The organism is Janthinobacterium sp. BJB446, assembly GCF_002735655.1.
Classification (GTDB): domain Bacteria; phylum Pseudomonadota; class Gammaproteobacteria; order Burkholderiales; family Burkholderiaceae_D; genus Janthinobacterium; species Janthinobacterium lividum.
In genome coordinates this window covers 2,390,664-2,403,184 of the sequence record NZ_PDZK01000001.1, presented here as the reverse complement: position 1 = coordinate 2,403,184, position 12,521 = coordinate 2,390,664, and the positions used below count along the sequence as shown (strand labels likewise).

The window sequence follows — 12,521 nt, the reverse complement described above, 5'->3', positions numbered from 1 at the left end:
AGCAATTCAAGCCGGCAGGATCGTGCGCGTACTCCAGTCGCGCCGTTCCAGCAGCAGCGCCGTCAACTGCGCCGCCGTCATCGGACGCGCGAAGAAAAAGCCCTGCACGTTGTCGCAGCCGGCTTTTCTCAAAAACTCCACCTGCCGCAAGGTTTCCACCCCTTCTGCCACCACTTTCAAGTGCAGGCTGTGCGCCATGGCGATGATGGCCGTGACGATGGCTTCTCCCTCGCCGGGCAGGTCGTGCACGAAGCTGCGGTCGATCTTCAGCTGGTCGATGGGCAGGCGCTTCAGGTACGACATCGACGAATAGCCGGTGCCGAAATCGTCGATCGACAGGTGGATGCCCGTTTCCTGCAGGCGTCGCATCAGTTCCACGTTGGCGTGGACATTGTCCATCAGGACGCCTTCCGTGATTTCCAGTTCCAGCAAGCCATGCGGCAGCTGCGTTTCATCCAGGATGGCGCGGATATCGTCCATCAGGCCCGGGTCGCGCGCCTGGCAGGCCGACAGGTTGACGGCCACGTGCTCGAGCGAATCGAGCAGGCCTGCCTTGCACCACAGGGCCGCCTGGCGGCAAGCGCTTTGCAGCACCCAGCGTCCGAGGTCGACGATGATGCCGCTTTCCTCGGCCACGGGGATGAATTCGGCGGGGCTCAGCTGGCCCATGTCGCGGCAGTTCCAGCGTATCAGCGCTTCCACGCCGACGATGCGCCCGCTGCGCAAGTCGATCTGCGGCTGGTAGTGCAGATACAGTTCCTCGTTCTGCAGAGCCTTGCGCAGGTTCGCTTCCATGCGCAGGCGGCGCTGGGCGCGCAATTCCATTTCGGCCTTGAACACGGCGTAGCGGTTCTTGCCCTGGTGCTTGGCGTGGTACATGGCCGTATCGGCATTGCGCGTCAGGGTGGCCACGTCCTGCGCGTCGAACGGATACAGGCTCACGCCGATGCTGGCGCTGACATATAGCTGGTGGCCTTCGAGGTCGAACGGCGCGGCCAGCACGGCCAGGATCTTGCGCGCCACGCTGGCCATTTCTGAGGCGTCGTCGGCCGGTTCGACGATGACGACGAATTCATCGCCGCCGATGCGGCAGATGATGTCGGTGCCGCGCAGGATGGCCACCAGGCGCTCGGACACGAGCTTGAGCAGCTGGTCGCCGCAGTGGTGGCCCAGCGTATCGTTGACGATCTTGAAGTTGTCCAGGTCCAGCAGCAGCAGGCCCACGCTGCTGTCCTGGCGGTCGGCGCGCGCCAGCGCGTAGGCCAGGGCATCGTTGAATTCATGGCGGTTCGGCAGTTGCGTGACCGGGTCGACATGGGCCAGGTAGTGCAAATGGCTTTCCGCATGCTGGGCGGCCGTGCGCGTGCGGCGCACCATCAGGAACGTCAGGCCGAACGCGCACAGGCAGACGAGCAGGGTGAAGGCGGCAAATTGCGCCAGGCTGGCGTACAGCGGCGCCAGGCTGGCGCGCAGGTACAGCGCGCCGCCGCCGGGCAAGGTCTTCAGGATGGCGGCGCTGCCGTCCAGATAATCGATGTGCAGGCCGTTGCGCGGCGCCGCGGGCGCGGCATCGCTGGCGCTGCGCGCGTAGCTGGCAAACGGCGCGCCATAGGGGCTGTAGAGCAGTGCTTGCCGGACATGCGGGGCGGCGGCCAGGGAGGCGAGGAGTTGTTGCGCTGCAAGTCGATTGTCCTGGCGCACGGCCTGGGTGGCGGCAGGCGCCAGCATGTCGGCCTGGATGCGCAGCGTGCGCTGGAAGGATGTTTGGAGGGAAAACAACTGGAAGAGGATCAGCAGCATGCTGGCCATCGCCAGCATGGCCGCTGCGGCCAGCAAGTTCAAGCGGGCAATCCGGTCGCCGCGCAATTGCGCCGACGGCAGCATCAATGGCGCCATCATGACGCGCCCTCCTGCCGGCCCCGCTTGCCGCCGCCCCGTGTGATCCCGCCTCGCCCTGCCATACTTTACGTTCCAGTCTGATGAAAACCGAAGTGAGCCGGAACTCTCAACGTGTTGTTAAGGCCGACATATTGTCATTTTGCAGCGTGAAAGTACAGGGCGCGCGGCAATTTAGTGTCCATACCGCAGGCCGGTGGCAGCAGGCTAAGTAGGTCGTAATAAATTATTGTGATTTCTGACTTCCATAACCGGCGCTCTGCGGCGTTACCCGCTGCTAGCAGTGCCTGCACTGCGTCGCAACGGGCGCCTTGCAGCGCATCCGGTTCTGTTCGTCATAACTTCACAATAATTTCCCACGACCTACTTAGGCGACAAGTCAGGCGGAAAAGGCAGGGCGTGTCTTTCTAATAATAATTCCAGATGAATTTTAATCCTTTTTTTGCCCGCCGGTTTTTTTCTTTAAAAACATGCTGACGGTAAACAAAATACCATCAAGAATAACTTCAATACCTGCGACCATCCCGGCATGGATTAATTTCTTGTCCGTATGGTCGATTGCAAGTCATTGATTTTAATAAATTTTAATGAAGAATGCGCGAACGCTATGGCCTTGCTCCGCGACTTCGTCCATAATCCGCTGATGATGGACGTTCTGATGCTGTTTGTTTTGTCTGCCGCGGCCAAGCAAGCTGCCGCCAGTAAAACCGGACGTCGCCCTAATGATCAATAGTGAGGATATCTTGGAAAAAAAACCAAAAATTATTTTGTCGTCACAAGACCTGGAACGACTGGAAGCGTTGTTGTATGCCTTGGGTAATAATCTGTCGCCGGACAAGGCCGCCTTGCTCGATGAGCTGGGCCGCGCCGAGGTGCTCGAGCCGCAAGAGATTCCACCGACCGTCGTGACGATGAATTCCACCGTGCGCTTCACGGTGGAAAACAAGGAGGAATTCTGCCTGACGCTCGTGTATCCGAAGGATGTGGAAGGCCAGGCCGACCGCATTTCCGTGCTGGCGCCCGTCGGCAGCGCGCTGCTGGGCCTGTCCGTCGGCGACAGCATCGCCTGGCCCATGCCGGGCGGCGTGGTGAAGGTCAAGATCGAGGAAATCGTCTATCAGCCTGAACGGGCTGGCGAATACCACCGTTAAGCGCAGCAAGCAGTAATGGCGGACGGCGCCTGCCGTTCGCCTGCCAGGCCGTGCCGGGACGGGAATTAACTGTTTCGCTGCACGCGCACCACCAGCCATCCCGCCACGACCGTAAACGTGACGATGATGGCAACGATGATCCAGAAGCCCTGCGGGTGCTGGGCCAGCGGAATTCCCCCCACATTCATGCCCAGCATGCCGGCGATGATATTGATCGGCAAGGCCAGCACGGTGACAATGGTCAGCACGAACAGGCTGCGGCTGTTTTCCTCGTTGACGCTGGCGGCGATCTCTTCCTGCAGCAGCTTGATGCGTTCCTGTAGCGAGGACATATCGCTGAGCACCACGGAAAATTCCTCCGTCGACTGGCGCAGTTCCAGGCTGTCCAGCTCCGACACCCACGCAGGTGGGCGTTGCAGCAGGCGGAACAGGGCCGCCGGTTCCGGCGCCAGCAGGCGCTGCAGCCGCACCAGCACGCGCCGCATGGCGCCCAGGTCTTCGCGTTTCGGCACCAGGCGTCCGGCCAGCAAGTGATCCTCGATATCGTCGACCCGCGCCACGGCATCGCGCACGATGTTGACCAGCACGTCCGCCTGGTCGCGCAGCAAATGAATCAGCAGCTCCACCGACGAGCGGATCGGCTCGTGGTTCTTGATGACGGCCTGGCGCAGGCGCTCGATCGACTGCAGCGGCGCGCGACGCGCCGTGATGACGAGGTTTTGCGCCACGCTGGCCCACATGGTGGAAATATCGGATGCCTCGAACGAGAAATTGTGCACCACATCGTTGACCACGGCGATCAGGGTGTTTTCCGCCTGTTCGATGCGCGTCGAGCGCGACCCCTGGTGCAGGGTTTCATAGAATTCGTCGGCCAGCTGCGTATGCGTCATCAGCCATTTTTCGCTGGCCGCATGCGACAGGTTGAAATGCAGCCAGACGAATTCCTGCGCCGGACGCGCCGCGCCATCGGCCAGCCAGGCCAGTGCCGCCGTCGAGTCGAGCGCCAGCGGTGGCCCGTCGCGGCCAAACAGGAAGCCCCAGACCAGGCCCGAGGTGTCCGAGCCATAGGTAAAACCGGCAGTTTCCATCGCCATCGTGAATCTTTCTCGCGCAGTGTGATTGATCGTCGCGCGATTCTAATACACGGATATGTCGGGAAAATGACAAGGCCACCGCGAACGGTGGCCTTGGTCCTAATTACAGCCGCATATCAGCTGCGGTTCGGGTTATCCGGACGCCGGTCGTCGCGGTTCGGCACGCCGTCATGGTCGCGGTCATGGCGGTTGCCATTGTCTCGGTCATAGCGGTTGGGGATGCCGTCGCGGTCGCGGTCGCCGTTCGGGCCGCGTGGCGACCAGCGGCCTTGCTCCATCTGCCAGCGGCCATCGCGCTGGTTCCAGGCGGGCGGCGCATACACGTAGCCGGGACGTTCGGCGATCCATACGCCTGGCGTCCAGGCGTAGCGCTGGCCGCGCCATTCCCAGTGGCCTGGCGCCCAGGTGTAGCCGTGGCGCGCGCGCGGGATGGCTTCGCGGCGCGGCGGCGGCGGGGCGATGCGGATGTCGTCATAGCGCACGGGCTGCACTTGCGCGGCGACCCAGCCGCCACGGTCCAGGCGCCAGCGGTTGTTCTCTTGTATCCAGGCGGCGCGGCGGTACTGGTTGCCGCTGCGTTCACGCAGCCATTCACCGTTGTTCCAGACATGGCGCTGGCCATCCCAGTTCCAGTAGCCGGGTGCCCAGACATAGCCGGCGCGCGGCGCGGGTGCGCTTTCAAACCGTGGCGGAGGCGGGGCGTTGCCGACGACAATGCTGACGCCGAGCTGATTCTGTGCCATGGCCTGCACGGGCAAGAAAGCCGCGGTGCTGATGGCAAGCATGGCTGCTGCGTAGAGTGTGATGGGTTTCATGGTGTACTCCATTTCGGTGATTGCGTGAAATGGACTATAGGCGCTTGCTGGCGGTTTTTCGCCTTTGATTCAACTTATTACAATTGACACAATGCTGTGTGTCCGTGTATCCGTTGCGGATACATTTGCGATGCAAATGGCGGCCTGGCGCGGCGGTATTCAAGCGGGCGCCAGGCGGCGTGGTGTCAGCATCGGTGGCTCACAGGGTGCTGGCGGTGGCGTTGCCCAGCAAGGCTTGCCTTTCCTCGATCAGCGAGATTTTCTTTTCCTGTTCCGTCATGCGCTTGGCGCTGACCGTCACGACGGGGATGGCGCTCGCTTGCGCCACATCGGCAGCCTTGGCGGCCGATGGCTGCATGAAGCTGGCATAGCTGGCACCGCAGGCGATGGCGACGGCGACGGTGAAGATGGCTTCCATGTTTTTCAAGGCTTTCATGATGTTTCCTTTCGGGTGGCGGGTGGGTATGCATGCACTGTAGCCATGCGCGCTCCTCTGCGCCATGCGGATGCGACCAGCCGTGGTTTTGGCGGGATGGCCTGCAAAAAAACGGCGCTGAAATGCCTGCGCGCGGGGCTGGCAAGCCGACCGCTTGAATTGAGGCCTAAATTGCCCTGTATCCGGGCATATGAATGCAATTGCCGCGTGGCATTATTTGACGCTGCACACTGCCGCGCGCGGCAAGTGCAGGGCCAGCTGTCCTGCTAGAATCGGCATGGCGGCCCCGTCGCATGGATAAAAATATCATCAGGAGTCACATATGTTCCAATTGTTTGGTTTTGGCGGCGCCCGCTGCCCGCGCTGCGAGCACAAGAACGGCGCTGCCGCCGGCTATTGCGCGCAATGCGGCTTGTCGCTGGGAGCACCGGACAGCGACGCGGTGCTGCATGCCAATCAATGGCATCTTGCTGATGGGCAACTAGCACTGTTCTTTGGCGTGCGCGAACTGTCTTCGCTGTTCGGCAGCGCCGCGCGCCGCCTGCAGGTGCCGGCCGAGTCGCGCGCCTGGATCGTGCAATCGGACGCTTTCACCTTGATACCTGCCGGCGACTATGACAGCGCCGCCTTCTTCGCGCGCCTGCCCGCGCTGCTGCCGGCGCGTCCGGCCGAAGTGCTGATCGCGCGCGCCGACGCCGTCAGCCTGGAATTCGACTTGCCCGGCCTGGCCAGCACGGAGCGGCTGGACGTCGCCGCATCCCTGCGCGTGGATATCGCCCTGGGCCAGCCCGATGCGTTCGCGCGCCAGTTCATGCGCGCACCGGGCGCCGTCACGCGCGCCCACCTGCACGCCCTGTTGCTGCCATCCGTGCGCCAGATCGCGCTGGAATTCATCGGCAGCCGCGCGCTGCGCGAGATGGATGCGAATGCCGACCTGCGCCCGGAATTGAATGAACGCCTGCAATCGGCGCTGACGCAGCGCCTGGCGTCCAGCGGCCTGGCCGTGGCGCGCGTGGAAACCCTGGCGCTACGCCACGACAAGCGCGCAGGCGACGCCGGCGCCAGCATCGGCACCCTGTGGCTGGGCGGCTTGCCGGCGCAGGAACTGGAGCAGCACAGCCTGGAACGCATGAAGCAGCTCGACCAGCTGTATGACGAGGAAGAGTGGCAGCGCATCCGCCGCGAGGAACTGGCGGCGCGCCACGCGCATCGCCGCGCCGAACTGACGCAGGACGCGACGGTGGAAAAGGCGGAACTGAACCACCAGGAAGCGGAGCGCCTGCAGGCGCTGCGCGGCCGCCAGATCGACCTGTACGGCCGCATCCTGGAAGCGAAGTCGCGGCGCCAGGCGCTCGACCATGGCGCCGCGCTGGCGCTGGGCGAACTGGAACAGGAACTGGCGCAGAAGGGCGCGCAGCGGGCCGATGAAGCGGCCAACTGGGAACACGTGCGGGCGCTGGCCGCCATCAAGATGCGCAGCGAGCTGGAATTGTCGCAGCTGCATGGGCGCGAACAGATCCAGCTGGCGCAGCAGCGCTTTACGCATCAAGTCCACTTGCAGTCGATCGCGCAGCAAGTGGAAAGCGCGCTGCTGATCGACGACGAAACGGGGCGCCGCACCCAGCTGGCGCGCCTGCGCCAGGCGGAAGCGGATGCGGCCCAGCGCGAGGCGCAGCTGGAAGCGGAACAGCACCAGGCCGCCTGGCAGGGCCTGATGCTGGCGAACGCGGCGCGCAAGCGCGAAGCGGAGCGGGTGCAGGAGTGGGAAGACCAGATGCAGCTGGCGCGCCAGCGCGAACTGCTGCGCGCCGAGGCGCACAAGGATGAAGCGGCCCAGGTGCAGGCGGCGGAAATCGCGGAAAAGGTGGCGGCGCTGCGGCGCGGCGGCGCCCGCGAAGATGCCATCGCGCAGCAGGAAAAGCTGCTGCGCACCATCGAGGCCGATGGCGTGCACGCGCGCCAGCTGCAGCAGCAAACGCAACTGGCACAGCTCGACGCGCTGGCCATCGAGGAACAGCGCCAGCAGCTGCGCCAGCTGGAGCAGGAAGCGCAATGGCAGCGCGATCTGCTGGCCATGGCGCAGCAGCGCGAAAGCGATTACGCGCGCTGGAAGGGCGAGTACGAAGCCCTGCTGGCGCAGCAGGCGCATGCGGCCGAACTGGCGCGCATCGATATCGACCGCATCGAGAAAATCGGCTCGCTGAGCGACACGGGCAAGGTGGCCATGGCCGCCGGGCAGAACGCGGCCGCGCTGGCGCAAGTGCTGAAAACGCAGCTGCAGGCGGGCATGAGCGCCGAGCAGATCCACGCGCTGGCGGCGCTGGCGGCGGCCGAGAACAGCGTTTCTCCCGCCGATGCGCTGCGCATGGCGCAGGACGGCGTGGCGCAGGAGCGCAGCTACCTGGAAGGCCAGGCGGAACGCGAACGGCGCCAGCAGCTGGACCTGATCACCCTGCAAAATGCGGCGCATGCGCATGGCCTGTCGGCGCAGGCGCAGCTGGGCGTGGCCGTGGCACAGGCGCTGCAGCCAAGTGTCGGGCTGGGCGCCGCTGCGCCGCTGCGCTGCAAGAACGGCCATGCGCAGCGCGCGGGCCATCCGGAAGATAAATTCTGCGCCGCCTGCGGCGTTGCCTTGCAGCCTTGATGGAAGCGTTTCACCCCAGATGATGCAAAAAGCACGAGACAAACTGCGGGAACTGCGCGCCCTCCACGATGACGGGCTGCTCAGCGAGCAGGAATTTGAAAGCCGCAAGAACGCCATCCTCGACGCCGAGTACGCGCCGCCCGGCGCCGCATCTGCGCCCGCGCCGCTGCCCGTGCGCCAGGGCACGGAGCTGGGCTTCATGACGGGCCAGGAAATCGGCCCGCAAAACCGCCGCTACCGGCTCGAACGGCTGATCGGCACGGGCGGCATGGGGCAGGTGTGGCAAGCCACCGACCTGGCCACGCACGCGGAGCTGGGCAGCAGCGAAATGGTGGCGCTGAAGATCTTGCCGCCGCAGCTGACGCAAAGCGCCACGCATGCAAAACTGCTGATCGAGGAAGCCACCCAGGCGCGCAAACTCGCGCATGAAAACATCGTGCGCGTCTACGAGTGGGCGCAGGATCCGGCCACGGCCAGCTATTTCATCATCATGGAATGCCTCGATGGCGAAGACCTCGAGCACTATCTGGCGCGCGAGGGCGCGCTGCCGCTGTCGACAGTGCAGCAATTGCTGCAGCCGGTGGCCGACGCCCTGTCGTATGCATGGGAAAAGCACAAGCTGGTGCACCGCGACATCAAGCCTGGCAATGTCTTCCTGACGGCGAAGGGCGACGTCAAGCTGCTCGACTACGGCATCGCGTCGCGCGTGCGCAATGCGGACAGCAGCCTGGCGCTGGACATGCCGAATGCGGGCACGCACGGCTACCGGGCGCCCGAGGCCGGCGCCAACCAGCGCCAGCCCAGCCCGCGCCTGGACGTGTATGCGGTGGCGGTGATGATTTACCAGATGCTGGAAGGGCGCATGCCGTTCGACGACATGCGCAGCGCCAGCCACTTGCCGTCGGCGCCGCAAGCGCTCAACGCGCAGCAGTGGCAAGTCTTGCAGAACGGTTTTTCCTTGACGACGGAATTGCGGCCGCAATCCGTGCAAGCCTTGCTGGAAGGGCTGGAGCGGGCCGCCGGGCCGTCGCCCGAAGAACTGGCGGAACAGGCGCGCCAGCAGCAGGCGCGTGCGGCGCAGCAGCAAAAGCAGGCGGCGCTGGCCGCCGAACAGGCCCGCGAGGAAGAGATCAAGCGGGCCCGGATACGCCAGGAAGAACTGGATCAGCGCCGCAAGGCGGAAATCCAGGCGGCCGCGCTGGAAAAGCAGCGCCAGGACAAACTGCGCCGCGAGCAGGAGGCGCAGCGCCATTTCGAAGCGGAAGAGGCGCGCAAGCTGCGCAAGGAAGCGCTACGCGGCCAGCTGCGCGCGCGCCGCGAAGCCGACGCGGCCACCGCCTTGCAGGAACACCAGGAATTACAGCGCAAGGCCATCGTCGCCAAGGCGGAGGCGGCCTACCGCGCCGAGCAGGAGCGCGCGCGCCGCGAAGAGGCCAGCCGCGCAGCGCAGCACCAGGCGCCGGCCGCCGCCGCAGTGAGCGAGCCGGCACCGGCGCCCGCACACGCGGAACCGGTGGCCAATGCCGAAGGCATCTTGCGCGATGATTTCCTCGATGGCGCGGGACAGGGGCCGGAACTGGTGCTCATTCCCAGCGGCCGCTTCCAGATGGGCGCGCACGAGACGGAGCACAAGGCGGCCTTGCAGGCCGGTTCGCAGCAGTCATGGCTGGACCGCGAAACACCGCAGCACTGGGTCGGCATCGAGCGCCCGTTCGCGCTGGCGCGCCACCCCGTCAGCGTGGGCGAATGGCGCGCCTTCGTCAAGGCGACCGATTGGGCGGGCGGTTCGGAAACGGACTGGGACAATCCCGGCTTCGTGCAGAACGAGCAGCACCCGGTGGTGGGCGTGAGCTGGAATGACGCGCAGCTGTACCTGGCGTGGATGAGCGAACGCACGGGCCGCCAGTACCGCCTGCCCAGCGAAGCGGAATGGGAATACGCGTGCCGCGCCGGCACGCGCACGGCCTTCAACGTGGGCGACACGATCAGCACCGAGCAAGCCAACTACGACGGCCTGTATGTGTACAACGGCGGCCCGCGCGGCGTGTACCGCGGCGGCACGACGCCGCTGGGCACATTCGCGCCGAATTCCTGGGGCCTGTTCGACATGCATGGCAATGTGTGGGAATGGGTGCAGGACGTGGTGCACGATAATTACGAAGGCGCGCCCGTCGACGGCAGCGCGTGGGAAGAGGGCAGCGACAGCAGCCGGCGCATCCTGCGCGGCGGCTCCTGGCTGTACCACCCGCGCTACCTGCGCTCGGCCTTGCGCAACGGCTTTTCCACCGTGCTGTCGAACGACATCGTGGGCTTCAGGGTGGCGCGCACGCTCGATTAGCATGTTGTTAAGTCGCTCATCTTGGCGGATACTTCATGCACCTTAACCGTGCCGGAGTGTCCGTGTTCAAACGCCGCCTGCTGTCCATCGTGTTTGCCTGCCTGCCCCTCGCCGCCCTGGCCGGCGATCTGCCCTCCTATCCCTTCATCCACGCGACGGGCACGGCGTACAGTTTCGTCACGCCGGACCTGGGCGAGATCGATTTCGACGTCAGTGTCTTCGACCCGGCGCCGGACGTGGCCACCGCGCAGGTAGCGGCGCGCATCGCGGAAATCAAGGCGCTGCTGGTGGAGCAGGGTTTGCCCGAGGCGGCGGCCGGCATCGAGGTGCGCGACGTGCGCAAGGAGATCCGCAAGGGCGCCGAGCAGGACCCGGCCAACCCGCAGTACCAGATCAAGGCGAGCGTGCATATCAACGTGGCGGATTTGTCGAAATGGCCCGCCGTCATGCGCCCGCTGCTGGCCATGCCCAACCTCGATGCGTTTGCCGTCACCTTCGGCGCCACGGAGCGCATCCGCCTGGAAGAGGAACTGATGGGCGAAGCCGTCAAGGATGCGCAGCGCAAGGCCGATGCCATGGCGCGCGGCTTCGGCAAGCGCGCGGGCGCCGTGGCCGGCATCTCGTCGGACCAGCTGAAAAACCTGGGCAATGCGGTAGGCCTGGTGCCTTCGGACCGCTACAACCGCGCGAATAGCCGCCAGCGCCAGAACCCCGAAGACATGCTGATGGTCACCAGCCTCAAAATGGCGCAGACGGTCGACGCCGTGTTCCGTATCAAATGACCAGGTAGCAGGGCAGCAGGCTGCGCAAAGCGGGCAAACGGTGTAAATTGTGGCTTTCCAAACGCACCAAGGAACGCCATGACCATCAAAGCCATCCGCGATCAGTCGCAACCCATGCGCCACATCGTGCACGTGCGCGATCACATCATTTCCGCCGACGCCTCGGTGGCCGAAGGGGGCGGCGATTCTGGCCCCTCGCCGCACGACCTGTACGACGCGGCCCTGTCGGCCTGCAAGGCGCTCACCGTCGTCTGGTACGCCAAGCACAAGGGCATCCCCCTGGAACACGTGGAAGTGTCGACCGAGCGCGATGCCAGCGAAGAGCGCAAGGGCGTGTACCGCCTGGCCGCCACCCTGCACCTGACGGGCGAGCTGACGGATGCGCAGCGCGAGGAATTGCTGGCCGCGGCAGGCAAATGCCCGCTGCATAAATTGATGACGGCCGTGACGACCGAAGTGACGACGGTGCTGGCATGAGCGCGGCCATCCTGAAAAGCCACGAAAAGGACCTCGGCGGCGGCTTCGTCGTGCGGCGCCTGCTGCCCTCCGCAGTAAAACAGGCCGTCGGTCCCTTCATCTTCTTCGATCATTTCGGCCCCATCGACGTGGCGCCCGACGCCAACCACGACGTGCGCCCGCATCCGCATATCGGCCTGGCCACCGTCACCTATCTGTTCGAGGGCGCGATCGACCACCGCGACAGCATCGGTTCCTGCCAGCGCATCGAACCGGGCGCCATCAACTGGATGACGGCCGGACGCGGCATCGTGCATTCGGAGCGCACGCCGCCCGACCTGGCCGGCCAGCCGCACCGCACGCACGGCTTGCAGCTATGGGCCGCGTTGCCGAAGGCGCATGAAGAGGACGAACCGAGTTTCACGCACACGCCGCAAGCCGACATTCCCGTCGTGCCGCTCGATGGCGCCGTGGTGAAAGTGTTGATCGGCACGGCCTTTGGCCAGACCTCGCCCGTGCGCACCTACATGCAGACGGTATACCTGGATGTGGCGCTGCAGGCGGGGCGCGAGTTGCGGCTGGAAGGCTTGCCGGCGGAAGCGGCGATTTATCCGATCAGCGGGGAAGTGCTCGTCGATGGCGTGGCGCTGGTGCCGCACACCATGGCCTTGCTGGAAGCGGGAGCCGCGCCCGTGGTGACGGCAGGCGGCGGCCCGGTGCAGTTCGTCGTCATCGGCGGCGAGCCGCTGGACGGCCACCGCTTCCTGTTCTGGAACTTCGTCTCGTCGAGCAAGGAGCGCCTGTCGCAGGCGGCCGACGACTGGAGCGCCCAGCGCATGGGACAAGTGCCGGGCGAGACGGAATTCATCCCGTTGCCGAAGGCGCCATTGCGCCCGGCAAGCTAGGCAT

The 12,521-nt window shown here is 65.1% G+C and carries 10 protein-coding genes; 6 read left to right on the top strand and 4 right to left on the bottom strand.

The features are described 5' to 3' along the window. Positions 1-6: 6 nt before the first annotated feature. Positions 7-1,899 carry a putative bifunctional diguanylate cyclase/phosphodiesterase gene (locus CSQ92_RS10540; RefSeq protein ID WP_099394079.1) on the bottom strand — a complete coding sequence of 631 codons (1,893 nt, stop codon included), beginning with the start codon at positions 1,897-1,899 and terminating at the stop codon, positions 7-9. A 740-nt stretch (positions 1,900-2,639) separates the two neighbouring features. On the opposite strand from CSQ92_RS10540, the gene rnk reads away from it, so the two are divergent. Beyond that, positions 2,640-3,047: a nucleoside diphosphate kinase regulator gene (rnk, locus tag CSQ92_RS10535; protein ID WP_162835757.1), complete on the top strand. Its 408-nt coding sequence runs from the start codon at positions 2,640-2,642 to the stop codon at positions 3,045-3,047. 65 nt (positions 3,048-3,112) lie between these two features. On the opposite strand, the gene CSQ92_RS10530 is transcribed toward rnk, so the two are convergent. The 3 genes from CSQ92_RS10530 to CSQ92_RS10520 all read right to left on the bottom strand — a co-directional run bounded on the left by CSQ92_RS10530 (position 3,113) and on the right by CSQ92_RS10520 (position 5,392). Beyond that, positions 3,113-4,141: a transporter gene (locus CSQ92_RS10530; RefSeq protein ID WP_170846295.1), complete on the bottom strand. Its 1,029-nt coding sequence runs from the start codon at positions 4,139-4,141 to the stop codon at positions 3,113-3,115. A 116-nt stretch (positions 4,142-4,257) separates the two neighbouring features. Next, positions 4,258-4,956: a YXWGXW repeat-containing protein gene (locus CSQ92_RS29565; protein ID WP_306532424.1), complete on the bottom strand. Its 699-nt coding sequence runs from the start codon at positions 4,954-4,956 to the stop codon at positions 4,258-4,260. Between the two features lie 199 nt (positions 4,957-5,155). Next, positions 5,156-5,392: a hypothetical protein gene (locus tag CSQ92_RS10520; protein ID WP_099394078.1), complete on the bottom strand. Its 237-nt coding sequence runs from the start codon at positions 5,390-5,392 to the stop codon at positions 5,156-5,158. A gap of 322 nt (positions 5,393-5,714) precedes the next feature. Here CSQ92_RS10520 and CSQ92_RS10515 point away from each other — a divergent pair, with 322 nt between their 5' ends. From CSQ92_RS10515 to CSQ92_RS10495, 5 genes are all read left to right on the top strand, one after another. Further along, complete coding sequence (locus tag CSQ92_RS10515; RefSeq protein WP_099394077.1) at positions 5,715-8,036, top strand: hypothetical protein; 2,322 nt, start codon at positions 5,715-5,717, stop codon at positions 8,034-8,036. Positions 8,037-8,055: 19 nt separating this feature from the next. Next, on the top strand, positions 8,056-10,374 hold the full coding sequence (locus CSQ92_RS10510; protein WP_180276987.1) for a bifunctional serine/threonine-protein kinase/formylglycine-generating enzyme family protein: 2,319 nt from the start codon (positions 8,056-8,058) through the stop codon (positions 10,372-10,374). 35 nt (positions 10,375-10,409) lie between these two features. Then, a complete protein-coding gene (locus CSQ92_RS10505) occupies positions 10,410-11,156 on the top strand; it encodes an SIMPL domain-containing protein (RefSeq protein WP_092605711.1) in 747 nt (248 codons plus the stop codon). 78 nt (positions 11,157-11,234) lie between these two features. Further along, positions 11,235-11,633 carry an OsmC family protein gene (locus CSQ92_RS10500; protein ID WP_092605709.1) on the top strand — a complete coding sequence of 133 codons (399 nt, stop codon included), beginning with the start codon at positions 11,235-11,237 and terminating at the stop codon, positions 11,631-11,633. Then, entirely contained in the window at positions 11,630-12,517 is an 888-nt protein-coding gene (locus CSQ92_RS10495) for a pirin family protein (protein WP_099394075.1), read from the top strand. Before CSQ92_RS10500 ends, CSQ92_RS10495 begins: the two co-directional genes overlap by 4 nt. The last annotated feature ends 4 nt before the right edge of the window (positions 12,518-12,521 follow it).

What these genes read in the sequence shown, in the direction of transcription:
- CSQ92_RS10495 (WP_099394075.1), top strand. Translation starts at nt 11,630, where the DNA reads ATGAGCGCGGCCATCCTGAAAAGCCACGAAAAGGACCTCGGCGGCGGC.
- CSQ92_RS10500 (WP_092605709.1), top strand. Translation starts at nt 11,235, where the DNA reads ATGACCATCAAAGCCATCCGCGATCAGTCGCAACCCATGCGCCACATC.
- CSQ92_RS10530 (WP_170846295.1), bottom strand. Translation starts at nt 4,141, where the DNA reads ATGGCGATGGAAACTGCCGGTTTTACCTATGGCTCGGACACCTCGGGC.
- CSQ92_RS10510 (WP_180276987.1), top strand. Translation starts at nt 8,056, where the DNA reads ATGATGCAAAAAGCACGAGACAAACTGCGGGAACTGCGCGCCCTCCAC.
- CSQ92_RS10540 (WP_099394079.1), bottom strand. Translation starts at nt 1,899, where the DNA reads ATGATGGCGCCATTGATGCTGCCGTCGGCGCAATTGCGCGGCGACCGG.
- CSQ92_RS10520 (WP_099394078.1), bottom strand. Translation starts at nt 5,392, where the DNA reads ATGAAAGCCTTGAAAAACATGGAAGCCATCTTCACCGTCGCCGTCGCC.
- CSQ92_RS10505 (WP_092605711.1), top strand. Translation starts at nt 10,410, where the DNA reads ATGCACCTTAACCGTGCCGGAGTGTCCGTGTTCAAACGCCGCCTGCTG.
- CSQ92_RS10515 (WP_099394077.1), top strand. Translation starts at nt 5,715, where the DNA reads ATGTTCCAATTGTTTGGTTTTGGCGGCGCCCGCTGCCCGCGCTGCGAG.
- CSQ92_RS29565 (WP_306532424.1), bottom strand. Translation starts at nt 4,956, where the DNA reads ATGAAACCCATCACACTCTACGCAGCAGCCATGCTTGCCATCAGCACC.